This is a genomic window from Arthrobacter arabinosi (assembly GCF_054511115.1).
This window is the reverse complement of record NZ_JBTNDF010000001.1, coordinates 533,688-560,202: the sequence shown is the minus strand read 5'-3', so window position 1 is coordinate 560,202 and position 26,515 is coordinate 533,688. Positions and strand designations below refer to the sequence as shown.

The window sequence follows — 26,515 nt, the reverse complement described above, 5'->3', positions numbered from 1 at the left end:
GATGCGAGGAGGCCCCGGACGGCGCCGGGGCCTCCTGTGCAGCGCCCTCCGACCGGCGGTCAGTTCGGCGGGATGACCTGGCCCTTGCTGACGATCGTCAGCCCCGAGTCCGTGACGGCGAGGCCGCGGCGTCGATCCAGGTCGGCGTCGACGCCGATCGTCGCGCCGGCGGGGATCCGCACGTTTTTGTCGATGATGGCCCGGCGCACGACGGCCCCGGGTCCGACCTGGACCTTGTCGAGGAGCACGCAGCCCGTCACTTCCGCAGCCTCGTCGATGAACACGTCGGTCGCGAGGACGGAGGTGGTCACCGCGCCGCCGGAGACGACGACGCCGGCCGAGACGATCGAGTCGTGCGCCTCCCCGGAGCGGCCGGACGCACTGCGGACGAACTTGGCCGGCGGTGAGACGCTCTGGCGCGTGTAGATGGGCCACTGCAGGTTGTACAGGTTGAACAGCGGCAGGGGGGAGATGAGGTCCATGTTGGCGTCGTAGTACGAGTCCATGGTGCCGACGTCGCGCCAGTACTGGCGGTCGCGGTCGGTGGAGCCGGGGATCTCGTTGGTCGTGAAGTCGTAGACCGCGGCGTCGTTGCGCTCCACGAAGTAGGGGATGATGTCCCCTCCCATGTCGTGCTTCGTGTCCAGGCGGGCGGCGTCGTCCTCGAGCGCTTTCAGGAGGGCATCGGTGGTGAACACGTAGTTGCCCATGGAGGCGAGGAAGCTGTCCGGGTCGTCGGGGAGGCCCGGGGTGCTCTGCGGCTTCTCGACGAACGCCGCGATGCGCCCGGGATCGTCCGGGTCCGTCTCGATGACACCGAACTGGTCCACGAGGTTCATGGGCTGGCGGACGGCCGCGACGCTGACGGATGCGCCGCTCTTCACGTGGGCGTCGACCATCTGCTCGAAGTCCATGCGGTACACGTGGTCCGCACCGATCACGACCACGATGTCCGGCCGGGCGTCGTGGATGAGGTTCAGCGACTGGTAGATGGCATTCGCGCTGCCGAGGAACCAGCTCTTGCCCCGGCGCTGCTGCGCCGGGACGGACGCGATGTAGTTCTGCAGCTGCGTGGACATCCGCCACGTCTCGGAGATGTGCCGGTCCAGGCTGTGGGACTTGTACTGCGTCAGCACCACGATCTGGAGGTAGCCGGAGTTGACGAGGTTCGACAGCGCGAAATCGATGAGCCGGTAGCTGCCGGCGAACGGTACGGCCGGCTTGGCGCGGTCCGCCGTGAGCGGCATGAGGCGTTTGCCTTCTCCGCCGGCCAGGACCACGGCAAGTACTTTCTTCGGTGCCACTTGAGACCCCCCGCTCTTCGTTGAGTGTTTCTCGATGGGTGGTCGATCAGCATCGGCAAACACAGCCCGGAACCCTTCCGGATTCTTCACACTAGAGGACTCGGACACACTGCACTACGTTGGGTGGGTGCGAGTAGACATTGTGACCAAGGAATTCCCACCCGAGATCTATGGCGGGGCGGGGGTGCACGTGGCGGAGCTCAGCCGGGTCCTCGCGCCGCAGGTCGACCTCCGGGTCCACGCTTTCGGGGCGCCCCGGCCGGGGGAGTACCACGGTGCCTCGGTGCTCTCCTACGGCGTGCCGGAGGGCCTCGCCGGGGCCAACCCCGCAGTCCAGACCCTCGGGACGGACCTGCAGATGCTGGACGCGATGGCGGGCGCGGACCTCGTCCACTCCCACACCTGGTACGCGAACATGGCCGGGCACCTGGCGTCGCTCCTGCACGGCGTCCCGCACGTCCTCAGCGCGCACAGCCTCGAGCCGCTGCGCCCCTGGAAGGCGGAGCAGCTCGGGGGCGGCTACGCGGTGTCCTCCTGGGTGGAGAAGACGTCCTACGAGGCGGCAGCCGCCGTCATCGCCGTGTCCGCGGGCATGCGGGCGGACATCGTCCGCAGCTACCCCGACGTCGACCCCGGGAAGGTGCACGTGGTCCACAACGGGATCGACGTCGCCCAATGGTCCCGCGACGAGGACGACGACGCCCTCCGCGCGCACGGCATCGATCCCGACCGGCCGAGCGTGGTGTTCGTGGGCCGCAACACGCGGCAGAAGGGCGTCCCGTACCTGCTGCGTGCCGCGGCGCACCTGCAGGACGACGTCCAGCTCGTCCTCTGCCTCGGAGCTGCGGACACACCGGAACTGGCCGCCGAGACCGAGGTGCTCATCTCCGCGCTGCGGGAGGAGCGGGGATCCGTGGTGCTCATCGAGAAGATGCTGCCGCGCCGGGAGGTCGTCCAGATCCTGAGCCACGCCACCGTCTTCGCCTGCCCGTCCATCTACGAGCCGCTCGGCATCGTGAACCTCGAGGCGATGGCTTGCGGCGCCGCCGTCGTCGCCTCCGCGACCGGCGGCATCCCCGAGGTGATCGACGACGGCGTGACCGGCACCCTCGTGCCCCTCGAGCAGGTGCAGGACGGCACGGGGACGCCCCTCGATCCGGAGCGCTTCGTCCAGGACTTCGCCGCCGCACTGAACGCCCTCGTGGCCGATCCCGCGCGGGCGGCCGCCATGGGCGCCGCGGGCCGGCAGCGCGCGGAGCGCCATTTCGACTGGGGATCGATCGCGGAGACGACCCTCGGGGTGTACCGCAGCGTCCTCTGATCTCCCGCGGAACCGCCCGGCGGGCCTACGGCGGACAACCCCGCGGGCGCCGGAGCCGGCTCACGCCTGGAAGACGTCGTTCAGGGTGACCGTCGTCAATCCGCGGTCGGCGATGAGCTGCTCGAGCTCGGGGAAGACCCGGGTGACCGGGAGGTAGTTCAGGTGCCCGATCACCAGGTGGGCGGGCAGGAACCATTCACCGGCGAGGCCGAGGATCTCCTGCTCGGGCCGGTACTCCGAGTCGGCCAGCGACCCGTACCACATGACGGGGGAGGTGTACCCGATCGACGCCGCCGCCGCGTCCGTTCGTGCGTCACGGTACCCGTACGGCGGGCGGTAGTACGGGCGGGGATCGACGCCGAAGGTGGAGACGATGAAGTCGTGGTTGCGTTGCAGCTCCGCGACGATCCCGGCATCGCCGAGGCTCGTGAGGGCGGCGTGGGACCAGGTGTGGTTGCCGAGCTGGACCTGCCCGGACGCGACCAGCGGTCGGAGCAGCCCGGCGTGCCGGGACCACCCCGGGTAGGAGCCGTTGAGGAAGAAGGTCAGCCGGGTGCCGCTCGTGCGCGCGAACTCGGCGTAGAGCCGGACGACCTCGCTGTCCGATCCGTCGTCGACCGTCCAGGCGAGGAGGTTCTCCGTGGTGGGAAGACCGGTGATCACCCCCGCGGGAAGCGGCACCTTCGTCACCGCAGGTGGAGCCGGTCGCGGGGTCGGCGCGGCGGTCGCCGACGGCGGTACTGCCGGAGGGGAGGACGCCGGGGAGGCTGAGGGTGCGGGTGGCCCGAGGGCTTCAGGAGCAGGACCGGAGGCCCGCGAGCATGCGGTCAGGCCCAGGCTCATGCCTCCTGCGACGACCGCGCTGATGAATGTCCGGCGCTCCACGGTGCAACCCTCTCCCCCGGGGGAATCGCGGGGCACCGACGAGCCGGTGCCCCCTTCCAGGTGTCACAGTACCTGCCGACGTACTCCTAGCCCGCGACGGACGACGGCGCCGCCCTGCCGGCCTTCCTCGCCTTCCTCGCCTTCTTCTCCTGGGCCTCGCGGACCAGCAGCGTCCTCTCGTCGATCGGCGCATCCCCGCTCGCCCGGCGGCGGCGCATGTACTCGGCGGCCTCCTCCTGGCGTTCCTGCTCCGCGCCGCTGGCGATCGCCGAGCGCAGGTGCTCCGGGCCGTAGCCGAACGCCTCCACGAGGTCGAGGGCGTGGGGGCGGATCTTCACCAGCAGGCGGTTGATGTACCCGTCGAGGGTGCGGGCCCGCTGTGCGGAGAGGCGGCCGTTCATGAGGAACCAGGCCAGGTCCTTCTCGATGAGGCAGAGGCCGAACAGGTCGCGGACGCGCGTGAGGACCTGGCGTGTACCGGGGTCCGTGATCCGGTGGAGGCCGCGGGTGAACGCCTCCCACTGCAGCAGCTCGGCGTGGGCATGGGCCACCTCGATGAGTTCGTTCTGGTGCTCGTTGAACAGCGCGGCGGCCTTCTCCTGCGACATGCCCTTCGCGCCCCGCAGGGCGGCGGCCAGTTCGACGACGCGGGACTGCACGCGGTCGGTCAGCAGGTCGTGCTGGGTCTCCTCGTCGCGCAGAGCGAGGGCCGACTTCTTGCCCGAGCCCGAGTCCGCGAGGGTCTGGGCGACGCGGCGCAGGCCGGAGCGATGCAGCGTCCTGCCCGCGGCCTGGGAGACCGCGTAGCGGGCCAGGACGCCGAAGTCGACGCCCTGGAACTCCTTGGCGTAGTCCGTGAGGAGTCGCTTGGCGACGAGCTGCAGGAGGACGTTGTTGTCGCCCTCGAAGGTCACGTACACATCCAGGTCCGCGCGGAGCGACGTGAAGCGGTTCTCCGCCAGGAAGCCCTGCCCCCCGGTGGCCTCGCGGCATTCCTGCAGCGTGTCGAGTGCCAGCCAGGTGCTCAGCGGCTTGAAGGCGGCAGCGAGGGTCTCCAGGTCCTGGCGGTCCTCATCGGTGTCGCGCTCGCCGGAGAAGACGCCGTCGAACTTCTCGAGGAGCTCCTCGTGCGCGAAGGACGCCGCGTAGGTCGAGGCCAGGCGGGGGAGGAGCCGGCGCTGGTGACGCTGGTAGTCCATCAGCACCTCCTCCCTGAGGTCCGAGGAGGCGTTGAACTGGCGGCGCTGCGTCGAGTAGGTGATCGCCGCGGTGAGGGCGAGCTTGCTCGCGGCGACCGCCGCGCCGTCGAGCGAGACACGTCCCTGCACGAGGGTTCCGAGCATCGTGAAGAAGCGTCGGCCCGGGGACGCGATGGGCGAGGTGTACGTGCCGTCCTCGGCGACGTCGCCGTAGCGGTTCAGGAGGTTGGTCCGGGGGATCCGGACGCCGGTGAAGTGCAGGCGACCGTTGTCGATGCCGTTCAGGCCGCCCTTGATGCCGTCGTCCTCACCGCCCACACCGGGCCTGAAGGACCCGTCCTCGTTGCGCAGTTCCACGTAGAAGCCGTGCACGCCGTGGCCGACGCCGTTGGTGACGAGCTGGGCGAACACGACGGCGGCCCGGCCGTCGACGGCGCCGTTGCCGATGTAGTCCTTCCAGGCAGCCCGGAAGGGGGTGTCGATGACGAACTCGTCGGTCGAGGGGTCGAACGTGGCGGTGGTGGCGATACTCGCGACATCGCTGCCGTGGCCCGTTTCGGTCATGGCGAAGCAGCCGGGGATGCGCATGTCCATGATGCCGGGGAGCCATGCCTCATGGTGCTTCTCCGTGCCGAGGTGCAGGACCGCGGAGCCGAAGAGACCCCACTGCACGCCCGCCTTGATCTGCAGCGACGGATCCGCGACGACGAGCTCCTCGAACCCCGCGACGTTCCCGCCGTGGTCGTCGGTGCCGCCGAGGGCCGCGGGGAAGGCGCGGTGGACGGCCTGCTGCTCCACGAGGTAGTGGAGCTGGTCCAGGCACCGCAGCCGGTGGTCGGTGTGGGTGAGGCCCTCGATCTTCCGGACCTCGGGGCGGCCCGCGAGCTCCCGCGCGGTGCGGCGGATATGCGCCCACCGGCCGAGGAGCAGCTCCCCGAGTTCGGCGGTGTCCACGGTGGCGTGCTCGTCGTCCGTGATGTCGGCGGTGGCGGGGATCTGCTGCGGCCGGGTGATGGTCTGGGTCATGGCGTGTCCTTCGCGCATTGGCGGGCTGTGGAATGGGGGGCTGTCGGGGGCACGAGCGACTCGTACCGGCTGATGCCGTCGAAGAGCCAGCCCGTGATGTGCCGGGCCATCTGCTCCTCGGTCGGTTTGTCGGGGGTATCGGGGGTCGAGAGCCAGTGTTCGCCGGCGGCCCGGACCATGCCGATCGCTGCCGCGGGCCAGTACTCCGGGGCGGCGTCGTCCGGGGCCGACGGCCGGTCGGGGGAGAGCAGGTAGCCGCGCATGGGACGCGCGATCATGTCGGTGACCGCGGCGAGGAAGTGGGCGAGGGTGTCCTGGCCGCCGTCGGCGACCGGGGAGGCCGACGCCGCGGAGGATTCGGCGATGCCGACGCGCGTGACGAACGCGTAGACGTTGGGGGAGGTCTGCGCCATCTGCAGGTAGGCGAGCACCATCGCGTACAGGCCCTCGCGAGGGGTGGACGCGGCCTTCGCGGCGTCGAGCACCTTCTGCTGCATCTGGCCGATGACGACCTCCGCCATGGCCCGCTGGAGTCCGGTCTTGTCCCCGAAGTAGCGGTAGTAGACGGACTTGGAGGTCTCGCCCGCGGCGGCGATGTCCTCCATGGACGCTCCCGGACCGAGGGCACTGACGGCCCTTCGCGCCGTCCTGATCAGCTGGCGGCGGCGCTCGGCCCGATGCCCCTCCCACCGGCTGGACCGCCCGTCCTGCACGGGGGCGGGCCCGTCCGCGGTCTTCGCGGGGGCACCCTTCAGGGCATGCGGAAACTTCATGATACCCAGCGTATCAGGTACGCTAGGTATCGGTAATCCACCCCCTCGCACCAGGAGCTCTTCCATGACAGACCAGGCCCGGGCGCACAACGCCTCCCTACCGCGCGCAGCAGTCGTCATCGGCGGCAACCGCATCCCCTTCGCCCGCTCCGGCGGTGCCTACGCCTACTCGTCCAACAAGGACATGCTCATCGCGGCGCTCGACGGCCTCGTGGCGCGCTTCGGCCTGCAGGGCGAGCGCATCGGTGAGGTGGCCGCCGGTGCAGTGCTCAAGCACTCCCGGGACTTCAACCTCACACGGGAAGCCGTCCTCGGCTCGGCGCTGTCACCCGAGACCCCTGCCTACGACCTGCAGCAGGCCTGCGCCACGGGGCTCGAGACCGTCGTCGGGCTCTCCAACAAGATCAAGCTCGGGCAGATCGAGTCCGGCATCGCCGGCGGCGTCGATTCCGCCTCGGACGCGCCGATCGCCGTCAGCGAGGGGCTCCGCCGGGTGCTCCTGGACCTGTCCCGCGCCAAGACGACCCAGCAGAAGCTCAAGGCCCTCAGTACGCTCCGCCCGAAGGACCTCTCGCCCAATGCGCCCGCCACGGGCGAACCCCGCACGGGCCTGTCCATGGGGGAGCACCAGGCGCTCACCACCGCAGCCTGGGAGATCACGCGCGAAGCCCAGGACGAGCTCGCCTACCGCAGCCACCACAACCTCGCCGCCGCCTACGAGCGCGGATTCTTCGCGGACCTGATGACGCCGTACCGCGGCCTGACGAAGGACGCCAACCTCCGCGCCGACACCTCGCGGGAGAAGCTGGCCACCCTGAAGCCGGTCTTCGGCAAGGGCCTGGACACCCCGGCCACCATGACGGCCGGCAACTCCACCCCCCTCACCGACGGCGCCGCCGTCGTCCTGCTCGGCAGTGAGGACTACGCGACGGCCAACAACCTCCCGATGCTCGCGAACATCGTCGACGCCGAGGCGGCGGCGGTGGACTTCGTCACCGGCGAGGAGGGCCTGCTCATGGCCCCCGTCCACGCCCTGCCGCGCCTGCTGCAGCGCAACGGCCTCACCTTCGACGACTTCGACTTCTTCGAGATCCACGAGGCGTTCGCCGGGACGGTCCTCGGCTCGCTCGCCGCCTGGGAGGACGCGGACTACTGCAAGCGCGTCCTCGGACTCGACGGCGCCCTCGGCAGCATCGACCGCGCGAAGCTCAACGTCAACGGGTCCTCCCTCGCAGCAGGCCACCCGTTCGCGGCCACGGGCGGGCGCATCGTCGCCTCGCTCGCCAAGACCCTCTCGGAGCAGGGCGGTCGCGGCCTCATCTCCGTCTGCGCTGCCGGTGGCCAGGGCGTCGTCGCGATCCTCGAGGCGAGGTAGGCGTGGCCGACAGCTACCTGGACCTCGTCAACACGCCCCTGCCGGGGAGGATCGCCAAGGCCCTCGGCCTTCCGCGCCCCTCGGTGCTGCGCCGCTACACCCCGGGTGAGCCGCTGGCGTCGGAGCCCGTGCTCGTCACCGGGGCGGGCGCGGGGGCGGAGGCGCTCGCCGAGGTGCTGCTCGGCTGGGATGTGGAGGTGCGTCGCCACGTCCTGCCGGGCGAGAAGCTCAGCGCCGCCGTCGTCGTCCTGGACCGCGCGGCGTCACCCGCCGACCTCGCGGCCCCGCTGCTCGAACTGGGCCAGGCCGCCAGGGTGCTGGTGCCCGGCGGACGCGTGGTGGCGGTGTTCCGCTCCGCCGCGGACACCACGGACCCCGCCGTGGCGGCGGCACGCCAGGGCATCGACGGAGCCATCCGCTCCGTCGCGCACGAGCTGCGCGGCGGAGCCACGGCCAACGGCATCGTCCTGCGCGGGCACGCGACGACGACGGACCCTACCACCCTCGGCGCCCTCCGGTTCTTCCTGTCCGGCAGGAGCGCGTACGTGGACGGCCAGTTCATCGAGGTGGCCCCGACGCCGGCCGAGAGCGTGGCCGGACTCGCCGCCGCGACGGCGGCGGCGGGGGAGGGCATGCCCGATGAGCCGCTGGCGGGCAGGACCGCGGTGGTCACGGGTGCGGCACGCGGTATCGGCGCGAAGATCGCGGAGATCCTGGCCCGGGACGGCGCCCGCGTCGTCGTGGTCGACATCCCGGCCGCCGGTGAACAGCTCGCGCAGGTCGCTAACCGGGTGGGCGGCACCGCCCTGCAGATCGACATCACCGCCACTGACGCCGCGGACCGGATCCTCGAGCACGTCGGAGGGCGTCACGGGACGCTCGACGTCGTGGTGCACAATGCCGGCATCACGAGGGACAAGCTGCTGGCCAACATGGACGCGTCCCGATGGGACTCGGTCATCGCCGTCAACATCGCCTCCCAGCTCCGCATGAACGAGCAGTTCCTCGCCTCGCCCGTCTTCTCGTCGACAGGGCGGATCATCAGCCTCGCCTCGACGAGCGGGATCGCGGGCAACCGCGGGCAGAGCAACTACGCGGCGTCGAAGGCCGGCGTGATCGGCATGGTCAGGGCACAGGCAGAGGCCTTCGACGGTGTGGGCCGGACCATCAACGCCGTCGCTCCCGGCTTCATCGAGACGGACATGACGGCGAAGATCCCGCCCCTCACCCGCCAGGTGGCGCGCCGCCTGAGCAGCCTGCAGCAGGGCGGGCTCCCCGTGGACGTGGCCGAGGCGATCGCCTTCCTGGCCTCCGACGCCGCGGCGGGCATCAACGGGCAGGTCCTGCGGGTGTGCGGGCAGAACCTGGTGGGCGCATGAGCGGGACACCCCCCGAGGAGGTGACGCTGCCCGGCGTGCCGGCCCTGCCGGCGCTCTACCGCCAGGCCGTGGCGTTGGCCGTGCGGCGGAGGATGCGCCGGGCGGCCACGCCCGCCGGTGTCCCCGCCGTGCAGCACCGCGTCGACGGCGTGCGGGTGGACCTCGGCGCCCTCACCCGCTTCCAGGAGGTGCTCGGGTCCGCGGCGCGGGACACGGTGCCCTCCGCCTACGTCCACACGCTCGCGTTCCCGGTGGCGATGAGCGTCCTCGCGCGGCCCGACTTCCCGCTGCCCCTGCTCGGCATGGTGCACCTCAGCAACGAGGTGCAGCAGGAGCGGCAGATCGACTCCGCCGAGACGCTCGACGTCGTGGCCCGGGCCGAGCATCTGCGCCCGCACGCGGCAGGCACGCAGGTCGACGTCGTCATCGAGGTGCGGGTCGCGGGCGAGCTGGTGTGGACCGGCCGCTCCGTCTACCTGGCACGGGGTGTCCGGCTCGCGGGTGCCGGCTCCGGACGCAGGGAGGGTGAGCGGCCGTCCTTCACCCCGCCCACGCCGGCGGGCGTCTGGCGGCTCGGCGCGGATACGGGCCGGCGGTACGCCGCGGTCTCGGGCGACTGGAATCCCATCCACCTCAGCGCGCTGAGCGCGAAGGCGCTCGGCCGGACGAGGGCGATCGCGCACGGCATGTACCTCGCGGCGCGCATGGTGGACCAGGCCGTCCCGGCGCCGTCCGGGGCCCTGTCCTGGCGCGTCGACTTCGCCACGCCCGTGCTCCTGCCGGGAAGCGTGACCACCTCGTTCGCCTCGACGGGTGACGGCGCGGGGCGCCGGACCGACGTCGTCGGGTGGTCCGCGACGCGCCGGCGGCCCCACTTCACCGGGTGGGTGCGCGCGGAATAGTTGCATGCCGGCCGGGCCCTGTCCAGAGGTCCAGTGATTTTCGGGGGCAATTCCTCGGAAGTCCCTCCTCGGGCTGGCAGGCGCCCGGTCGTCAGGGCAGACTCCGACTACCAGCCCTCGATGGCTGGCCCCACTGTATGGAAAGAGGAGTTTCGTGAACTCTCGAGGTCTCAAAGCAGGGCTGATCGCAGCCTCGGCCCTGATGGCATCAGCGCTGATGACAGCAGGTCCCGTCCAGGCAGCGCCCGCGGCACCCCCCGCGGAAGCCGCCACCGTGTCCCACGCCCAGACGGAGGGCCAGGCGGCCCTCGACGCGTACTGGACGGCGGACAGGATGAAGAACGCCAAGCCCGCCAACACGATCAATTCCGGGTGGGCGGCCGAGGGCCGCTCGATCATGCCGAAGGCAGGGCAGCAGCAGTCGGTGGCGAAGGCGCCCCAGCAGCCCGTCGTGGAGACGCGTGCCACCGCGCAGTCCACGGTCCCGCGCATCGGGAAGGTGTTCTTCACGCAGGGCGGCCAGAACTACGTCTGCTCCGGCAATTCGGTCCAGAGCGGGAACCAGAGCGTCGTCGCCACCGCGGGACACTGCACCCACGACCTCTCGACCGGCTGGGTCACGAACTTCGTCTTCGTCCCCGCCTACAACAACGGCGCGGCCCCCTACGGTAAGTTCACGGCCCGGTCGCTGGTGTCCACGAGCGAGTGGGTGGCCCGTAACGACATCAACTACGACGGCGCCTTCGCCGTCATGAACACGCTCAACGGCAGGACGCTCGCCGCGACGGTCGGTGCGTCGAGCATCGGCTTCAACATGTCCCGGGGCCTCACCTACAGCGCGTACGGCTACCCGGCCGCCTCGCCCTTCAACGGCGAGCGTCTCTTCAGCTGCTACGGCAAGGCCTCGGCGGACCGCATCGGAGGCACCCAGTCGCAGGGCATCCCGTGCGACATGACCGGCGGTTCCTCCGGCGGGCCCTGGTTCGTCGGCTCGGGCTCCACCGGGACGCAGAACTCGGTCAACAGCTTCGGGTACAACACCCAGAGCAACGTGATGTACGGCCCGTACTTCGGCAGCTCCATCCAGTCCGCCTATTCCACGGCGGCCGGCCGGTAGCCGGTTCCTCCGCAGGACGCACGGGCGGTTCCCCTCGCGGGGGACCGCCCGTGCGGCGTCCGGGCCCGGCCCCACCCCCGGGCCCGGCCACCCATAGACTGGGGCGCATGACCGGCTTCGACCTCCACACCCGCGCGGCGGAGCTCGACGCCGCAGACCCCCTCCGTCAGCACCGCTCGCTGTTCCTCGGCACCGACGACGACGCCGTGCTCTCCTACCTCGACGGCAATTCCCTCGGCCGCCCGCTCGCCGCGACCGTGGACGGACTGACCTCCTTCGTCCGGGACCAGTGGGGTGGTCGCCTGATCCGCGGCTGGGACGAGGGGTGGCTCGGGCTGGCCGGACAGATCGGCGACCAGCTGGGCCGGGTGGCGCTCGGGGCGGCCGCGGGCCGGTGCATCGTCGCCGACTCGACGAGCGTGATCCTCTACAAGCTCGCGCGCGCAGCAGTGGCGGCCCGCCCCGGGCGCAGCGAGATCGTGATCGACCGCGACAACTTCCCGACGGACCGGTTCATCGCCGAGGGCATCGCCCGCGAGCGCGGCCTCACCCTGCGGTGGATCGACGTCGCGTACGACGGCGGGGCGACACCGGCGGACATCGCCGCCGCCGTCGGCCCCGAGACGGCACTGGTGCTGCTCAGCCACGTCGCCTACCGCTCCGGCTTCATCGCCGACGTCCCCGCCATCACGAGGATCGCCCACGACGCCGGGGCCCTCGTGCTGTGGGACCTCAGCCACTCGGTCGGGTCCGTCCCGGCACACCTGGACGCGTGGGGTGTCGACTTCGCCGCGGGCTGCAGCTACAAGTACCTCAACGGGGGACCCGGCGCCCCCGCGTGGGCGTACGTCGCGGAACCGCACCTGGCCACCCTCGACCAGCCGATCCCCGGCTGGCTGGGGAGTGCGGACCCGTTCGCCATGGGGGCCGCCTACCAGCCCGCGGACGGCATCCGGCGCCTCGTCTCGGGCACCCCGCCGATCCTCGGGATGCTCCCGATGCGCGGCATGCTCGCCCTCATCGAGGACGTCGGGATGCCCGCGATCCGGGCGAAGTCGGAGCAGCTGACCGCCTTCGCCGTGGACGCCGTCGACGCCGTGCTGGCCCCGTCCGGGGTGGTCCTCGCCTCACCGCGCGCCCCGCGGGCCCGCGGCGGACACATCACCATCGACCACCCGGACTTCGCCGGGATGGTGCCCCGACTGTGGCAGGACGGCGTCATCCCCGACTACCGCAACCCGAACGGCATCCGGCTCGGACTCTCGCCCCTGTCGACGTCCTTCCACGAGGTCGCGGTCGCCGTCGGGGCCATCGCCGCACACCTCGCGCGGACAGGGCAGGCGGCAGGACGCGGCACGGCGTAGGGGACCGCCGTGGAGACCCTGCCCGCGCAGCTCCGGGAGCGGATCACGGACGGCTTCCTCAGGTCCGACCCCCCCGTGATCGGCACCGCCGGCCTCGTCCTCCTCGTGCTCGCGGCCGTCGTCCTCTCGGTGCCCCGGCGTTCGTGGCGCATCTTCGGGTTGTTCGTCACCGTGGTCCACGAACTCGGCCACGCAGCCGCCGCCCTGCTGGCCCTGCAGCGCGTCACCGGGATCACGCTCCGCCTCGATCAGTCGGGAACGACGACGAGCCTCGGCCGCCACGGCTGGCGGGCGGGCTTCACCACCTTCTGGGGCTACCCGGTGCCCGCCGTCGTCGGCGCCGCACTGCTCCGGGGTGCGGCGTACGGCTGGGCTCCCGCGGCCCTGTCGATCGGCGCGCTGGTCCTGGTGGCGGCGCTCGTCCTGGTCCGGAACGGGCAGGGCGTGCTCATCCTCGGGGGCAGCGCGGCGGTGTCGCTCGCCCTCGTCCGGTTCGGGGGAGCGGCCACCGCCGGTCACGCCTGCCTGGTGTTCGGTGTCGCGCTGCTCGTCGGCGCATGCCGCGACTGGGTGAAGGTGGTGCGGGTCCACGTGCGACGGCGGAACCTCGCCTCGTCGGACGCCTACCTGCTCGGCCGGGCGACCCCCGTCCCCTCGCCGGTGTGGCTCGGCCTGTTCGCGCTGGTCATCGCCTCGGCGGTTGCCCTGTCCCTCGGGCCGCTCGCGCTGATCGTCGGGGCCGTGCCCTGACCACAGCGGCCGGACCGGCCGTGTCCGTCCTCAGCGGTTTCGGCGCCGCTCGTGTGCCGAGCTGTAGGGAGCTCCCTGCTGGCGGCAGAGATCGTCGTAGAGTTCGTTGACGGCCTGCGAGATACAGTCCCGTTCGTGGTCCGGGAGCTCGAACAGGCCGTGCAGGTAGGCGGTGAGCTCGTATTCGTCCACGCCCCCGCCCATGCTGAAGTAGTGTTCCCAGAGCGCGCCGACCGAGATGTTCGCGCGCTTCATGGCGTCGAGGGTGAGGGCGCGCTGCTCCTGGTCGCGCCGCGTGTGCCGTGTGCTGTCCGGTTCCCGGGGGGAACCGGTCTGGTCGTCGCCGTCCATGTCGTTCCTTCCATGCTCTGGGGCACCGCCGGCACCGTTCGCTAGTCCCTCCAGCATAGGCAGAAGAGATGCCGGGAAGCGGAGTTGGAGGGAAGTTGCCAGGGTGCCCGCAGTAGGCATGGCCGCCGTCGACGCCGCGTCGCCGACGGGCACCCCACCTGCGCCGGGGCGGCTGCCGATTCAACAACACGGACCAAGTCGTGTTAGAGTCTTTCTCGTTGCTTTCACCGGTTTCTACGGTGAAAAACCACCCGCGCGGGTGGCGGAATGGCAGACGCGCTAGCTTGAGGTGCTAGTCCTCTTATTGAGGGTGGGGGTTCAAGTCCCCCTCCGCGCACAGTCGAAGCCCCGATCGGAGAAATCCGGTCGGGGCTTTTGCGTGTCCGCCTGTGCGGGTCGTGGAGCGGAACGGGACCCGGCGGGCCGCGCCACCTCCCATCCCGGCTGGCCTTTCCGTGTCCGCGTGCAGCACGGCCGGATCCGCGTCCGCTCTCGGTAGGCTGGAAGTGCAACCGCTACCGAGGAGGACCACGTGGGCATCACACCCGAAGATGAAGTCGTCAGGATCTGTCAGGAACTGATCCGCATCGATACCTCGAACTTCGGGGACAACGCGGGTCCGGGGGAGCGGAAGGCCGCCGAGTACACGGCCGGGCTCATCGAGGAGGTCGGGCTCCCGACGCAGCTGTTCGAGCCCGCTCCCGGCCGCACGTCCGTCGTCGCCCGCATGGAGGGCTCGGATTCCTCCCTGCCGGCCCTCGTGGTGCACGGCCACCTCGACGTCGTCCCCGCCCAGAAGGAGGACTGGAGCGTCGACCCGTTCGGCGGCGAGGAGAAGGACGGCCTGATCTGGGGCCGCGGCGCCGTGGACATGAAGGACATGGACGCCATGATCCTGTCCGTCCTGCGGTCTATGCAGCGCGACGGCATCAAGCCCAAGCGGGACCTCGTCTTCGGGTTCTTCGCCGACGAGGAGGCCGGGGGTGCCTACGGGGCGTCCTGGCTCGTGGACAACAAGCCGGAGGTCTTCGAGGGAGCCGCGGAGGCCATCTCGGAGGTCGGCGGATTCTCCGCGACGATCGGTGGTCAGCGGACCTACCTCCTGCAGACAGCGGAGAAGGGCATCTCCTGGCTGCGACTGGTGGCGCACGGACGCGCGGGGCACGGGTCGCAGATCAACACCGACAACGCCGTCACGGCCCTCGCGCGGGCGGTCACGCGCATCGGCGACCACGCCTGGCCCATCGAGCTGACCCCCACCACGCGGCAGTTCCTCGACGGCGTCACCGAGCTGACCGGCGTCGAGTTCGACCCCGACAACCCTGACGTGCTTTTGAGGGAACTCGGCACCGTGGCGCGGTTCGTCGGGGCGACCCTGCAGAACACCGCCAACCCGACGGTGCTCAAGAGCGGCTACAAGCACAACGTCATCCCCGGCACCGCCGAGGCGCTGATCGACGTGCGGACGCTCCCCGGCCAGCAGGACCAGGTGCTCGAGATCATCCGCGGCCTCGCCGGCGACGGCGTCGACGTCACCTACGAGCACAAGGACACCTCGCTCGAGGTGCCGTTCGCGGGCAACCTCGTGGACTCGATGGTCGACGCCCTGCACGCGGAGGACCCCGGCGCGAAGGTCCTGCCGTACACGCTCTCGGGCGGCACGGACAACAAGTCGCTCAGCCGCCTCGGCATCACGGGCTACGGTTTCGCGCCCCTGCAGCTGCCCGACGAACTCGACTTCACCGGGATGTTCCACGGCGTCGACGAGCGCGTCCCCACGGATTCACTGCGCTTCGGTGCGCGGGTGCTCGCCCGCCTGCTGACCACCTACTGAGCAGGATCCGACCGCCGCAGGAGACGCCATGACCACGACGACGACCCGCAGCATCGGGCAGCTCCTGCCGGAGGGCCTGCTGGAGCGGTTCCGGGGACGGGCCGCGGGCTACGACGCCGAGAACTCCTTCTTCGTCGAGGATTTCGACGAACTGAGGTCCGTCGGGTACCTGCGTCTCCTGGTCGATACCCCGCCCGGCGACGCCGGCGGGATGGCCCGGGCCGCCGCGGCCCAGCGGAGGCTCGCGGCCGCAGCACCCGCCACGGCGCTCGGCATCAACATGCACCTGGTCTGGACGGCCGTGGCCGGCCTCCTCGCGGACCGCGGCGACCCGACGCTGCGCTTCGTGCTCGACGACGCCGCGCGCGGCGAGGTCTTCGCCTTCGGCGTGTCCGAGCCCGGGAACGACGCCGTCCTGTTCGACTCGCTGACCCGCGTGGAACGCGTGACCGACGGCGGCTACGCGTACACCGGAACGAAGGTCTTCACGAGCCTCTCGCCCGTGTGGACGCGCCTGGGCGTCTTCGGCAAGCTCGACGGCGGGGACGGCGGGGACGACGCCATCCTCCACGCCTTCGTTCCGCGCGGCACGCCCGGGGTGGAGACCCTCGAGGACTGGAACCCGCTGGGCATGCGTGCCACGCGGTCCAACACGACCCGCCTGGTCGACGTGCGCGTGCCCCCGGAGGCGGTGTTCCGGTCGCTGCCGGTCGGGCCCAACGCGGACCCGCTCGTGTTCGGGATCTTCGCGGCGTTCGAGACTCTGATCGCGTCGGTCTACCTCGGCATCGCGGACCGTGCGCTCGAGCTCGCGGTGCAGGCGCTGACGCGCCGCCGGAGCCATGTGGAGGACAGCGCGCTCTCCGAGAACCCCGTGCTGCGGAACCTGCTGGCGGGACCTGCGATGGGGCGGATCGGGGTGGACGCCGAGCTCCGGCAGGTGACGACGGACCTGGACGCGCGCTCAGGCGAAACGGCGCAGTGGTTCGCGCGCCTCGTGACGCTCAAGACCCACGCGGTCGACGCCGCCGTGGCCGCCACCACGGCGGCGCTGCACGTGAGCGGGGGATCGGGCTTTTCGGCGTCGTCGGAGGTGGTGCGCCTCCACCGCGACGCCCTCGCCGGGCAGTTCCATCCCTCGACCGAGGAGTCGGCGCGGGCTACGGTCGCCACCGCACTGCTGGGACCCCCAACCGCACCGCGGGCGCGCTGACTCAGGCGGTGCGTTCCACGCGGAGGACCTTGCGCCGCAGCCAGTACCGCCTGCCGCCCCCCATGTAGATACAGCTGCGCTCGAGCTCCCACTTGCCGTACTCGGCGTGCTCGGCGACGAGCTTGCGGGCTGCGGGCAGCGGTTCGCCCGCATTCACCGTGAGGACCAGGTACTCGTACTGCCGTCCGTAATCACGTTCCCGGACGGCCGTCGCGTTCAAGAAATGTTCTCGCATATCCCTCCAATTCCGTCCACTTTACCGATACCGTCTAGCCATGAGCATAGATCCGCGAGTCGCGCTCCAGTCCCTCGTGACAGCCCTCGAAGAGCACCTCGCTGCCTCGGCGTCACGACGGCGGGAGGACGATCCTGCGGTGGAGGCGGCCTACGTGGGTGTCGCCGATGCGTTCGAGGTCTACGAGGAAGCCCTCTACGACGCCTTCGGGGAAGTCACGCCGCTCGAGATCTACGAGGAGCCGGACGAGGACGACGACGCCGACTACGCACCGGACCTCGTGGAGGCCGAAGTAGAGCACTGATCCTCAGGCGGAGACCTCGTCGAGGACCGCCGCTATGGGTTCGGCCACGGGGGCTCCGCTGGTCTGGAGGATCTCCTTGAGCTGCTGCGGCGTCCGCGCACCCACGATCGCCGAGGCCACGCCCGGCCGGTGCAGGAGCCACCGCAGCGCGAGTTCGTGGGGCTGGAGATCCAGGCCCCTCGAGGCCGTGCACAGGGCCTCCGTGATGCGCTGGGGCTTCCCCGCGAGGTAGGGCTCGACGTAGGGCGCCCACACGTCGGAGGCGCCCCGTGACTCCGTGGGGATCCTGCCGCGGTACTTCCCGGTCAGCACGCCGCGGCCCAGCGACCCCCAGGCGAACGCCGCGGCCCCGAACGCCTCGGCGGCAGGGAGCACGTCCCGTTCCGCACCGCGGTTCACCAGCGAGTACTCGACATCGTTGACGATGAGCGGGAAGGACGCGGTGGCGGCCGCGCGGGCGAACTCCCAGCCCGCGTAGTTGGACACGCCGACGTAGCGCGCGCGGCCCGTCCCGTAGGCGGCTTCCAAGGCGCTCAGCGTCTCCTGCAGCGGGACCGCGGGGTCGGGGGTGGGCGCGAGCCAGACGTCGACGTGGTCCGTGCCGAGCAGCGACAGGGAAGCATCGAGCGAATCGAGCAGGCCCCGCCGCGAGCTGTCGAGGCGCCTGCTGCCCGTGCGGGTGGTGCCGCCCTGAACCACGAGCACGAGCTCCGAGCGGGCCACCGCGTCGCCGACGAAACCGCCCAGGATCGCCTCCGCCTGACCCTCCCCGTAGCGCGCTGCGGTCTCGACGAGCGTGCCCCCGGCCTCGACGAAGAGGCGCAGCTGCTCCCGGGCCGCCTCCTCCTGGACCTCCTGCCCCCAGTTCATGGTGCCGAGCCCCAGAGCGGACACGGTCAGGCCGCTCATCCCCACGTTTCGCCGTTGCATGAGGCAAGCGTAAAGCCTCTCACCGACCGCATGCCGTAGGGTCGTCAGGGTGAAGTGGATAGAAGCGATCATCCTGGGGTTCGTCCAGGGCCTTACCGAATTCCTCCCCATTTCATCGAGCGCCCACCTGCGGATCGTCGGCGAGTTCCTGCCGAACGCGCAGGACCCGGGTGCGGCGTTCACCGCCATCACCCAGCTGGGGACCGAGACGGCCGTCGTCGTGTTCTTCTGGCGGGACATCGTGCGGATCGTGAAGGCCTGGTTCGGCGCCCTGAGGGGGACGGTCCCGCGGAACGACCCGGATGCGCGCATGGGCTGGCTCGTCATCCTCGGCAGCGTGCCGATCGTGCTGCTCGGGCTCCTCTTCCAGGACCAGATCGAGGGGACGTTCCGCAGCATGTGGATCGTCGCGACCATGCTGATCGTCTTCGGGCTCATCCTGGCGGTCGCCGACGCCGTGGGACGGCAGACGCGCGACCTCCCGAGCCTCACCTACCGGCACGGCATCCTGTTCGGGCTGGCGCAGGCACTGGCACTCATTCCGGGCGTGTCGCGCTCCGGCGGGACCATCACCGCGGGCCTGCTCATGGGCTACACGCGGGAGGCCGCGGCGCGCTACTCGTTCCTGCTGGCCATCCCCGCCGTGTTCGGCAGCGGTGTGTTCCAGCTCGTGAAGAGCTACGACGAGACCGGCCCCTACGGACTCCTGGAGACCGGCGTGGCCACCGTCGTGGCCTTCGTCGTCGGGTTCGCGATCATCGGCTGGTTCCTCAGGTTCGTCACGACGCGCGGCTACGGGCTGTTCGTCTGGTACCGCATCCTGCTCGGCCTCGCACTGTACGTCCTCCTCGGCTTCGGCGTCATCAGCGCCTGACCGCGGCCCGTAAGCTGGACCGTGTGATTGCGTGGAATTCGACTCCTGTCCCAGTACTCGGCGGCACCCAGTCGAGTATCAGCCTGTTCGACACGGCGCTCCAGGGCCCGGCCGCCCTCGGGGACCGTACGGAGTGCAGCCTCTACGTCTGCGGCATCACACCCTATGACGCCACGCACCTCGGCCACGCGGCCACCTACGTCGCCTTCGACCTCCTCAACCGCACCTGGCGGGACGCGGGGGCCACAGTGCGCTACGTGCAGAACGTGACCGACGTCGATGATCCTCTCCTGGAGCGGGCCACCGCCACCGGCGTGGACTGGAGGGACCTCGCCGCCGACCAGATCGCCCTGTTCCGGGAGGACATGGAGGCCCTGAACGTCCTCCCCCCGGACCACTACATCGGGGCCGTCGAGTCGATCGACTGGATCGTCCCGATCGTCGAGAAGCTGGTGGGCCGCGACCTCGCGTACACCGTGCCGGGGGAGGGCGGGGAGCCCGACGGCGACGTCTACTTCTCCCTCGACGCCGCGGCCGCCCTCGACCAGGACGACGCCGCACGCTGGTTCCTCGGGCAGGTCTCGCACCTCGACGTCGAGACGATGCTCGCGCTGTCGGCCGAGCGCGGCGGCGACCCCCAGCGATCGTCGAAGCGGAACGCCCTGGACCCCCTGCTCTGGCGCGTTGCCCGGCCCGGGGAGCCGAGCTGGCCCGCCGGGTCGCTCGGCGACGGACGGCCGGGCTGGCACATCGAGTGCTCCGTGATCGCCCAGCGCTTCCTGCCGTCCCCGTTCACCGTGCAGGGCGGAGGTTCGGACCTCGTCTTCCCGCACCACGAGATGAGCGCGGCCCACGCCTGGGCGGCCGGCGGCACCCCCCTGGCGCAGCACTACGCCCACGCAGGGATGGTCGGGTACGAGGGCGGGAAGATGAGCAAGTCGCGCGGAAACCTCGTCCTGGTGTCGAGGCTGCGTCAGGCGGGCGTGGACCCCGCGGCCATCCGCCTCGCCATCCTCGCCCACCACTACCGTGCGGACTGGTCCTGGACGGACGACGTCCTCGACGCCGCGATCCGCCGCCTCGCCGCGTGGCGCGAGGCAGCACGGACGGCGACGGGCGACGACGTCGCGGAACTCCGGGACCGGGTGCGGGCGCACCTCGCGGACGACCTCGATGCGCCCTCCGCGCTGGCCGCCGTCGACGCCTGGGCCGCGGGACGGCCCTCGCAGGCCCCCGGGGGCGCCGGCGGACGGGCACTGGGCGACGTCGTCGACGCCCTGCTCGGCGTCCGCCTCTAGGACCGTCGCCGGGCTACTGCTCCCGCCGGCGTTTCTTCAGGTAGCGCTCGAACTCGCGGGCGATCGACTCCCCGCTGGCCTCCGGCAGGTCCACGGTGTCCTTGGCCTCCTCGAGCTGGCGCACGTACGCGGCGACCTCCGGGTCCTCGGTCGCGAGCTCGTCGACGCCGCGCTCCCACGCCTCCGACTCCTCCGTGAGCATGTGCGTGTCCACCGCGATCTGCAGGATCTCCTCGAGCTTGTTCAGGAGCGCGAGCTGCGCCTTCGGCGACGGCGACTGGCCCACGTAGTGCGGCACGGCGGCCCACAGGGACATGGTGGGGATGTCCGCGAGGAGCCCCATCTCCGCGAGCACCCCCACGATCCCGATCGGGCCCTCGTAGGTGGACGGTTCGACGTCGAGGCTCTCCCGGACGAGGTCGTCGTCGGACGTGACCGTCACGGGGATGGGACGCGAATGCGGGACGTCGGCCAGGAGGGCGCCGACCAGGACGATGCAGTCGACACCGAGCTCCTTCGCCAGGCCGACGAGTTCGGCGGTGTAGGCACGCCACTTGTAGGACGGTTCCACGCCGTTGACGAGGATCAGGTCCACGTTCGAGTGCGGGACGAGGGTCTTGCTGATGCGGGTGTTGGGCCACTTGATGCGGCGCTGCCCCGAGGAGTTCCGCTTGATCATGGGACGCGTGAACTGGAAGTCGTAGAACTCGTCCGCATCGATGGTCGAGATGCGTTCACTGCCGAAGAACCGTCCCATGTACTTCAGGGCGTCACTGGCCGCCTCGCCGGCATCGTTCCACCCCTCGAAGGCCGCCAGCATGATCGTGATCCTGCGCTCGGGCTCATCGGCGTCCTGGAAGAGGTCCTGCACGCCGGTCGGCTGGTTCTCGTCGAAGCTGTCCACGCTCTCACCCTAAACCCCGGTGCGCGGCCATGTCAGGCGGCGTCGGGTGCTGCCCGCGGCCCGGCGGGCGGGGCCCGGCACGGCACGTGAAGGCCTCCACCGTAGACTGGGAGGCATGGCATCCCACCCTCCCGGCCCCGTCCACACCCTTGTCCCCGAGCAGGTCGACGACGAGTGGGCTGCCGCCGCCGGGAACCACCGCGGCCTGCGGGGCGTGCTCTGGGACATGGACGGAACCATCGTCGACACCGAGCCCTACTGGATCAGGGCCGAGACGGAGCTCGTCGAAGCCCACGGCGGCACGTGGACGGACGAGCAGGCCACCGCGCTCGTCGGCCAGGCCCTCACGTTCTCCGCGGGGCAGCTCCAGCAGGCCGGCGTGGACCTCGGCATCCGGGACATCATCGACCACCTGACCGGGCGCGTCGCGGCTGACGTGGCCAGGGCTGTCCCGTGGCGTCCCGGAGCGCGCGAGCTGCTCGCGGCGCTGCACGCCGAAGGCATCCCGTGCGCCATGGTCACCATGTCCGAGACCCTCCTCGCGAGCGCGGTCGCCGACCAGCTGCCCGCAGGGACCTTCTCGCACCTCGTCACCGGGGACCGCGTCAGCGCGGGCAAACCCGACCCGGAGGCCTACCAGCTGGGCTTCGACCTGCTGGCCGCCGACCACCCGGGACTCCGGAAGGACGACGTCGTCGCGATCGAGGACTCCCTGCCCGGCGTGACCGCCGCCCTCGCCGCAGGACTCACCACCCTCGCCGTCCCGCACTTCGTGGCGCTGCCGCCCGATGCGCGCCGCACCGACTGGGACACGCTCGCCGGGCGCACGCCCGCGGATCTCGCGGCCCTGCTCCCCGCGCCGGCCCGGCACAGGACGGACGACGCCTTCACCGACGCGGACGACGACCGCGAGGACGTCGCGTGAGCGGACGCCAGGACGCCCCGCGCCGGGAGGCCGGCGCCGGCCTGCCGCTCGGCCGGATCGTCGGCGTCCCGGTCGTCCTCGCGTGGTCCTGGTTCGTGATCACCGCCTTCATCGTGCTGGTCTTCGGGCCGCGCGTCGGCCAGCTGATTCCGGGGATCGGCGCCGGCGCGTACGCCGTCGCCCTCGGGTACGCCCTGCTCCTCGCGGCGTCCGTGCTCGTCCACGAGCTGGCGCATGCCCTCACGGCCCGCGCCTTCGGCTGGCCCACCACGCGGATCGTGCTCAACCTGTGGGGCGGGCACACCCAGTTCGCGAGTTTCAACGCCTCGCCGGGGCGGTCCCTCCTCGTCGCTCTCGCAGGGCCCGCAGCGAACTTCGTGCTCGCGGGCCTCGGCTGGGCGATCCTCCAGGCGGTGGCACCGGGCAGCGTCGCCTATCTCCTGACGATCATCCTCGTCTGGGCGAACCTGCTCGTCGCGGTCTTCAACGTGCTGCCGGGACTGCCCCTGGACGGCGGACGGCTCGTCGAGAGCGCCGTCTGGCAGGTCACGGGCAGCCAGGAGAAGGGCACGGTGGCCGCCGGCTGGGCGGGACGCGTCCTCGTCGTCGTGCTCCTGGCCTTCGTGGTGGGCGTCCCGCTGGCTCAGGGCCGCGGACCCGACCTCACCTTCATCGTCATCGCCGTGGTCATGGGCGCCTTCCTGTGGATGGGTGCGACGGCCGCTATCGAGAACGCGCGGATGCGCCTGCGCCTCCCCGCGATCAGCGCCGGACGGCTCCAGCAGCGGGCGGTCGGCATGCCGGCGGGCACGAGCGTGCTCGCCGTGCGACGCATCCTCGGGGAGAATCCGGGCGCCGCCGTCGTCCTGACCGGCCCTTCCGGGATCCCCGAAGCCGTGGTCGACGGCGGCGCGCTGCTGGCCGTCCCGGACGACGCCGCAGCCGCGACGGCGGCCAATGCCGCTGCGCGGCGCCTCGCCGCCGGCGCGTACGTGCCGGAGTGGGCCGAGGGACAGGAGCTCGTCCAGTTCCTCGCCCGCCTGGAAGGCAACGAGTACGCCGTCGTGGACCGCTCGGGCGCGGTCACCGGCGTGCTCCACCAGCGGACCGTCGTGCAGGCCATCACCGGCAAGGGCACCGCAGGGCCCTGACCCGGCCCCACCCCCGAACCTCCTCCCATTCATGCCGGCCCCGCCGGCCCACGCCGAAGGACCACCCATGAGCACCGTCCCGACACCCGCCGTCCCCGCCGCCCCGCACGGCGCCGCAGCCCGCCGAGGCCCGTTCCGCGCCGGTGAGCGCGTGCAGCTGACGGACGAGAAGGGCCGCATGAACACCATCACCCTCACGCCCGGCGGCGCGTTCCACACCCACAAGGGCTTCCTCCAGCACGACGCGCTCATCGGCTCCACCGAGGGCACCATCCTGGAGAACACCAGCGGCCAGCTGTACCAGGCCCTCCGGCCGCTGCTGTCGGACTTCGTGCTGTCCATGCCCCGCGGCGCGGCCGTCGTCTACCCGAAGGATGCGGGGCAGATCGTCACCATGGCCGACATCTACCCGGGGGCGCGGGTCGTCGAGGCCGGCGTGGGCTCGGGAGCGCTCTCCATCTCGCTGCTGCGGGCCGTGGGCGACACCGGCTACCTGCACTCCTTCGAGCGCCGCGAGGAGTTCGCGGACATCGCCCGCGGCAACGTGGAGACGATCTTCGGCGGACCCCACCCGGCCTGGCAGATCACCCTCGGCGACTTCCAGGAGCAGGTCCTCGCCCAGGAGGAGCCGGGCTCGGTGGACCGCGTGGTCCTGGACATGCTCGCGCCGTGGGAGTGCCTCGACGCCGTCGCCACCGTCCTGGCCCCCGGGGGCGTGTGGATCAGCTACGTGGCCACGGTCACCCAGCTCTCCCGCACCGCCGAGGCGATCCGCGCGGACGGCCGCTTCACGGAGCCCGAGGCGTGGGAATCCATGGTCCGCGGCTGGCACCTCGAGGGCCTCGCCGTGCGTCCCGACCACCGCATGGTCGCCCACACCGGCTTCCTGCTCACCACCCGCCGCCTGGCCGAGGGTGCCACCGGCTTCACCCCCAAGCGCAGGCCCTCCAAGACCGGGTTCAGCGAGGAGGACCTCAACGCGTGGACGCCGCAGGCCGTGGGGGAGCGCGACGTCTCCGACAAGCGGCTCCGCCGCGTCGCCCGGGATGCCGCCTCGACCATCCAGCGGGGCGCCCTCCCCGCCGAGGAGGCCCAGGCCCGCCGCGACGCGATCGCCGACGGCGGCAGCGTCGAGTAGCCCCCTCCGGCGACGGGGAGACACGGACGGACGTCATGCGTTAACACGGTGCAGCAACAGTGCACATGGCGGGCAGGCGTCTGCGCTAAGGTCGAAAGACAGCACCAGGTCGAACCGAAGGTGGGGAACCGAAATGCCGGAATCCGATGATCACGCTCCTGTCGGCGCGCCGCGCGAGCCGACCGCTCCGCTCGTCGACACCTCGGTCGCGCAACGCCAGCTGAACGTCCTCCGCGACAAGCTCCGCCACATCGACCGCCAGCTGGCGGCCGCCACGCAGAACAACGCGAAGCTCGTCGCCGCCCTCGAATCCGCCCGCACCGAGATCGTCCGGCTGAAGGCGGCCCTCGAGAAGGAGGGCGCTGCTCCGTTCAGCTTCGCCACGGTGATGCAGGTGAACCCCAAACGCCCGTCGGAGCCGGGCACCACCACCGAGGCGACGGTCCAGGACACCGCGGACATCCTGCAGTCCGGGCGGAAGCTGCGCGTGACCGTCAGCCCGCTCATCAGCGTCCGCCAGCTCGCGCCCGGCCAGGAGGTCCTCCTCAACGAGTCCCTCACCATCGTCGCGGCCCTCGGCTTCGAACGCGCCGGGGAGATCGTCACCATCAAGGAGCTCATGGGCACCGACCGTGCGCTCGTGGTGGGGCGCACGGACGACGAACGCGTCATCAAGTTCAGCGGGCCCCTGCAGGCCGAGAAGATCCGGGTGGGGGACGCCCTCGCCGTCGACACGAAGTCCGGCTACGGCCTGGAGAAAGTGCCGCGCAGCGAGGTGGAGAACCTCGTGCTCGAGGAAGTCCCCGACATCGCGTACGGGGACATCGGCGGGCTCGGCCCGCAGATCGAGCAGATCCGCGACGCCGTCGAACTGCCTTTCCTGCACCCCGACCTCTACCGCGAGCACGGCCTCAAGCCGCCCAAGGGCATCCTCCTGTACGGCCCGCCGGGCTGCGGGAAGACCCTCATCGCGAAGGCGGTCGCCAACTCGCTGGCCGCCCGCGCGGCCGAACGCGCCGGCGTCGAACAGATCCGCAGCTACTTCCTCAACATCAAGGGCCCCGAACTGCTCGACAAGTACGTCGGCGAGACCGAGCGCCACATCCGGCTCATCTTCGCCCGCGCCCGGGAGAAGGCATCGGACGGGAGCCCCGTCGTCGTGTTCTTCGACGAGATGGACTCCCTCTTCCGCACGCGTGGCACCGGCGTGTCCTCCGACGTCGAGACGACCATCGTGCCGCAGCTGCTCAGCGAGATCGACGGCGTCGAGAAGCTCGAGAACGTGATCGTCATCGGCGCGTCCAACCGTGAGGACATGATCGACCCCGCCATCCTGCGACCCGGCCGGCTGGACGTGAAGATCAAGATCCAGCGGCCCGACGCCGAAGGGGCCGCCGAGATCTTCGCGAAGTACATCACCGCGGACCTGCCGCTGCACGCGGACGACCTCGCGGAGAACGGCAACGACCCCCGGACCACCATCGCCGAGATGATCCGGCGGACCGTCGAGCAGATGTACTCGACGGACAAGTCCAACGAGTACCTCGAGGTGACCTACGCCAACGGGGACACCGAGATGCTCTACTTCAAGGACTTCAACTCCGGCGCGGTCATCCAGAACGTCGTGGACCGCGCGAAGAAGTACGCCATCAAGGACCTCCTCCTGGACGGCAGCAAGGGCCTGCGCATCGAGCACCTGATGCGCGCCGTGGTGGACGAGTTCCGCGAGCACGAGGACATGCCCAACACCACGAACCCCGACGACTGGGCGCGCATCTCCGGCAAGAAGGGCGAGCGCATCACGTACATCCGCACCATCGTGCAGGGCAAGGCCGGCCAGGAGCCGGGCAAGTCGATCGAGACGACGGCGAACACGGGCCAGTATCTGTGATCGTCACGGGCGGGCGGTGGGCCGGACCGCCGGGCGAGCTGCCCGCGGTCGGTGACGGCATCTCCGTCCACC

The 26,515-nt window shown here is 71.1% G+C and carries 24 protein-coding genes and 1 tRNA gene; 17 read left to right on the top strand and 8 right to left on the bottom strand.

All coding sequences use genetic code 11. From position 1 onward, the window contains the following. Positions 1 to 59: 59 nt before the first annotated feature. Positions 60 to 1,304, bottom strand: coding sequence for a glucose-1-phosphate adenylyltransferase (gene glgC / locus ACX80P_RS02665; RefSeq protein ID WP_459276474.1), 1,245 nt, complete (start codon positions 1,302 to 1,304; stop codon positions 60 to 62). 127 nt (positions 1,305 to 1,431) lie between these two features. On the opposite strand from glgC, the gene glgA reads away from it, so the two are divergent. Continuing rightward, a complete protein-coding gene (gene glgA, locus ACX80P_RS02660) occupies positions 1,432 to 2,625 on the top strand; it encodes a glycogen synthase (protein ID WP_459276473.1) in 1,194 nt (397 codons plus the stop codon). A 60-nt stretch (positions 2,626 to 2,685) separates the two neighbouring features. Here glgA and ACX80P_RS02655 read toward each other — a convergent pair whose 3' ends face one another. From ACX80P_RS02655 to ACX80P_RS02645, 3 genes are all read right to left on the bottom strand, one after another. After that, positions 2,686 to 3,510, bottom strand: coding sequence for a polysaccharide deacetylase family protein (locus ACX80P_RS02655; RefSeq protein WP_459276472.1), 825 nt, complete (start codon positions 3,508 to 3,510; stop codon positions 2,686 to 2,688). An 86-nt stretch (positions 3,511 to 3,596) separates the two neighbouring features. Beyond that, complete coding sequence (locus tag ACX80P_RS02650) at positions 3,597 to 5,735, bottom strand: acyl-CoA dehydrogenase family protein (RefSeq protein ID WP_459276471.1); 2,139 nt, start codon at positions 5,733 to 5,735, stop codon at positions 3,597 to 3,599. Continuing rightward, positions 5,732 to 6,508 (bottom strand): TetR/AcrR family transcriptional regulator, encoded by a 777-nt coding sequence (locus ACX80P_RS02645; RefSeq protein WP_459276470.1) that lies wholly within the window; start codon positions 6,506 to 6,508, stop codon positions 5,732 to 5,734. The genes ACX80P_RS02650 and ACX80P_RS02645 overlap by 4 nt, the downstream gene beginning before the upstream one ends. Positions 6,509 to 6,572: 64 nt before the next feature. On the opposite strand from ACX80P_RS02645, the gene ACX80P_RS02640 reads away from it, so the two are divergent. The 6 genes from ACX80P_RS02640 to ACX80P_RS02615 all read left to right on the top strand — a co-directional run bounded on the left by ACX80P_RS02640 (position 6,573) and on the right by ACX80P_RS02615 (position 13,395). Next, positions 6,573 to 7,883 carry an acetyl-CoA C-acetyltransferase gene (locus ACX80P_RS02640; RefSeq protein ID WP_459276469.1) on the top strand — a complete coding sequence of 437 codons (1,311 nt, stop codon included), beginning with the start codon at positions 6,573 to 6,575 and terminating at the stop codon, positions 7,881 to 7,883. A gap of 2 nt (positions 7,884 to 7,885) precedes the next feature. Then, positions 7,886 to 9,262, top strand: coding sequence for a 3-oxoacyl-ACP reductase (locus ACX80P_RS02635; RefSeq protein WP_459276468.1), 1,377 nt, complete (start codon positions 7,886 to 7,888; stop codon positions 9,260 to 9,262). After that, complete coding sequence (locus ACX80P_RS02630) at positions 9,259 to 10,164, top strand: MaoC/PaaZ C-terminal domain-containing protein (RefSeq protein ID WP_459276467.1); 906 nt, start codon at positions 9,259 to 9,261, stop codon at positions 10,162 to 10,164. Before ACX80P_RS02635 ends, ACX80P_RS02630 begins: the two co-directional genes overlap by 4 nt. Before the next feature lie 154 nt (positions 10,165 to 10,318). Continuing rightward, positions 10,319 to 11,281, top strand: coding sequence for a trypsin-like serine peptidase (locus ACX80P_RS02625; RefSeq protein ID WP_459276466.1), 963 nt, complete (start codon positions 10,319 to 10,321; stop codon positions 11,279 to 11,281). Between the two features lie 107 nt (positions 11,282 to 11,388). Further along, entirely contained in the window at positions 11,389 to 12,645 is a 1,257-nt protein-coding gene (locus tag ACX80P_RS02620; protein WP_459276465.1) for a kynureninase, read from the top strand. Between the two features lie 9 nt (positions 12,646 to 12,654). After that, a complete protein-coding gene (locus tag ACX80P_RS02615) occupies positions 12,655 to 13,395 on the top strand; it encodes a M50 family metallopeptidase (protein WP_459276464.1) in 741 nt (246 codons plus the stop codon). A 30-nt stretch (positions 13,396 to 13,425) separates the two neighbouring features. Here the strand turns inward: ACX80P_RS02615 and ACX80P_RS02610 are convergent, their stop codons facing one another. Next, complete coding sequence (locus ACX80P_RS02610) at positions 13,426 to 13,746, bottom strand: hypothetical protein (protein ID WP_459276463.1); 321 nt, start codon at positions 13,744 to 13,746, stop codon at positions 13,426 to 13,428. Between the two features lie 253 nt (positions 13,747 to 13,999). Between ACX80P_RS02610 and ACX80P_RS02605 the strand changes: the two genes are divergently transcribed. From ACX80P_RS02605 to ACX80P_RS02595, 3 genes are all read left to right on the top strand, one after another. After that, positions 14,000 to 14,083 (top strand) — tRNA-Leu (locus ACX80P_RS02605). Between the two features lie 195 nt (positions 14,084 to 14,278). Beyond that, the gene (locus ACX80P_RS02600; protein WP_459276462.1) at positions 14,279 to 15,580 is read left to right on the top strand and encodes a M20/M25/M40 family metallo-hydrolase; all 1,302 of its coding nucleotides are present in this window, start codon (positions 14,279 to 14,281) and stop codon (positions 15,578 to 15,580) included. A gap of 28 nt (positions 15,581 to 15,608) precedes the next feature. Then, positions 15,609 to 16,793 (top strand): acyl-CoA dehydrogenase family protein, encoded by a 1,185-nt coding sequence (locus tag ACX80P_RS02595; protein WP_459276461.1) that lies wholly within the window; start codon positions 15,609 to 15,611, stop codon positions 16,791 to 16,793. A 1-nt stretch (position 16,794) separates the two neighbouring features. Here the strand turns inward: ACX80P_RS02595 and ACX80P_RS02590 are convergent, their stop codons facing one another. Next, a complete protein-coding gene (locus tag ACX80P_RS02590) occupies positions 16,795 to 17,028 on the bottom strand; it encodes a DUF5703 family protein (protein WP_104120479.1) in 234 nt (77 codons plus the stop codon). 40 nt (positions 17,029 to 17,068) lie between these two features. Here ACX80P_RS02590 and ACX80P_RS02585 point away from each other — a divergent pair, with 40 nt between their 5' ends. Further along, complete coding sequence (locus tag ACX80P_RS02585; protein WP_459276460.1) at positions 17,069 to 17,332, top strand: hypothetical protein; 264 nt, start codon at positions 17,069 to 17,071, stop codon at positions 17,330 to 17,332. Positions 17,333 to 17,335: 3 nt separating this feature from the next. Here ACX80P_RS02585 and ACX80P_RS02580 read toward each other — a convergent pair whose 3' ends face one another. Next, positions 17,336 to 18,262 carry an aldo/keto reductase gene (locus tag ACX80P_RS02580; RefSeq protein WP_459276459.1) on the bottom strand — a complete coding sequence of 309 codons (927 nt, stop codon included), beginning with the start codon at positions 18,260 to 18,262 and terminating at the stop codon, positions 17,336 to 17,338. Positions 18,263 to 18,311: 49 nt separating this feature from the next. Here ACX80P_RS02580 and ACX80P_RS02575 point away from each other — a divergent pair, with 49 nt between their 5' ends. Continuing rightward, a complete protein-coding gene (locus ACX80P_RS02575) occupies positions 18,312 to 19,136 on the top strand; it encodes an undecaprenyl-diphosphate phosphatase (RefSeq protein WP_459276458.1) in 825 nt (274 codons plus the stop codon). 23 nt (positions 19,137 to 19,159) lie between these two features. Continuing rightward, a complete protein-coding gene (gene mshC / locus ACX80P_RS02570) occupies positions 19,160 to 20,434 on the top strand; it encodes a cysteine--1-D-myo-inosityl 2-amino-2-deoxy-alpha-D-glucopyranoside ligase (protein WP_459276457.1) in 1,275 nt (424 codons plus the stop codon). Positions 20,435 to 20,447: 13 nt separating this feature from the next. Here mshC and ACX80P_RS02565 read toward each other — a convergent pair whose 3' ends face one another. Next, positions 20,448 to 21,338 carry a PAC2 family protein gene (locus tag ACX80P_RS02565; RefSeq protein WP_459276456.1) on the bottom strand — a complete coding sequence of 297 codons (891 nt, stop codon included), beginning with the start codon at positions 21,336 to 21,338 and terminating at the stop codon, positions 20,448 to 20,450. Between the two features lie 115 nt (positions 21,339 to 21,453). Here ACX80P_RS02565 and ACX80P_RS02560 point away from each other — a divergent pair, with 115 nt between their 5' ends. The 4 genes from ACX80P_RS02560 (at position 21,454) to arc (ending at position 26,443) form a co-directional block, all read left to right on the top strand. Next, the gene (locus tag ACX80P_RS02560) at positions 21,454 to 22,263 is read left to right on the top strand and encodes an HAD family hydrolase (protein ID WP_459276455.1); all 810 of its coding nucleotides are present in this window, start codon (positions 21,454 to 21,456) and stop codon (positions 22,261 to 22,263) included. Continuing rightward, positions 22,260 to 23,414 carry a site-2 protease family protein gene (locus tag ACX80P_RS02555; RefSeq protein ID WP_459276454.1) on the top strand — a complete coding sequence of 385 codons (1,155 nt, stop codon included), beginning with the start codon at positions 22,260 to 22,262 and terminating at the stop codon, positions 23,412 to 23,414. Before ACX80P_RS02560 ends, ACX80P_RS02555 begins: the two co-directional genes overlap by 4 nt. A gap of 67 nt (positions 23,415 to 23,481) precedes the next feature. Beyond that, complete coding sequence (locus ACX80P_RS02550) at positions 23,482 to 24,552, top strand: tRNA (adenine-N1)-methyltransferase (RefSeq protein WP_459276453.1); 1,071 nt, start codon at positions 23,482 to 23,484, stop codon at positions 24,550 to 24,552. A 133-nt stretch (positions 24,553 to 24,685) separates the two neighbouring features. Further along, positions 24,686 to 26,443: a proteasome ATPase gene (gene arc, locus ACX80P_RS02545; RefSeq protein WP_459276452.1), complete on the top strand. Its 1,758-nt coding sequence runs from the start codon at positions 24,686 to 24,688 to the stop codon at positions 26,441 to 26,443. Positions 26,444 to 26,515 lie beyond the last annotated feature (72 nt).

Bases quoted from the DNA above. Each gene is read 5' to 3' on its own strand.
- ACX80P_RS02650 (WP_459276471.1), bottom strand. From the start codon at position 5,735: ATGACCCAGACCATCACCCGGCCGCAGCAGATCCCCGCCACCGCCGAC.
- ACX80P_RS02645 (WP_459276470.1), bottom strand. From the start codon at position 6,508: ATGAAGTTTCCGCATGCCCTGAAGGGTGCCCCCGCGAAGACCGCGGAC.
- ACX80P_RS02640 (WP_459276469.1), top strand. From the start codon at position 6,573: ATGACAGACCAGGCCCGGGCGCACAACGCCTCCCTACCGCGCGCAGCA.
- ACX80P_RS02630 (WP_459276467.1), top strand. From the start codon at position 9,259: ATGAGCGGGACACCCCCCGAGGAGGTGACGCTGCCCGGCGTGCCGGCC.
- ACX80P_RS02620 (WP_459276465.1), top strand. From the start codon at position 11,389: ATGACCGGCTTCGACCTCCACACCCGCGCGGCGGAGCTCGACGCCGCA.
- ACX80P_RS02610 (WP_459276463.1), bottom strand. From the start codon at position 13,746: ATGGACGGCGACGACCAGACCGGTTCCCCCCGGGAACCGGACAGCACA.
- ACX80P_RS02595 (WP_459276461.1), top strand. From the start codon at position 15,609: ATGACCACGACGACGACCCGCAGCATCGGGCAGCTCCTGCCGGAGGGC.
- ACX80P_RS02590 (WP_104120479.1), bottom strand. From the start codon at position 17,028: ATGCGAGAACATTTCTTGAACGCGACGGCCGTCCGGGAACGTGATTAC.
- ACX80P_RS02585 (WP_459276460.1), top strand. From the start codon at position 17,069: ATGAGCATAGATCCGCGAGTCGCGCTCCAGTCCCTCGTGACAGCCCTC.
- ACX80P_RS02580 (WP_459276459.1), bottom strand. From the start codon at position 18,262: ATGCAACGGCGAAACGTGGGGATGAGCGGCCTGACCGTGTCCGCTCTG.
- ACX80P_RS02560 (WP_459276455.1), top strand. From the start codon at position 21,454: ATGGCATCCCACCCTCCCGGCCCCGTCCACACCCTTGTCCCCGAGCAG.
- ACX80P_RS02550 (WP_459276453.1), top strand. From the start codon at position 23,482: ATGAGCACCGTCCCGACACCCGCCGTCCCCGCCGCCCCGCACGGCGCC.
- arc (WP_459276452.1), top strand. From the start codon at position 24,686: ATGCCGGAATCCGATGATCACGCTCCTGTCGGCGCGCCGCGCGAGCCG.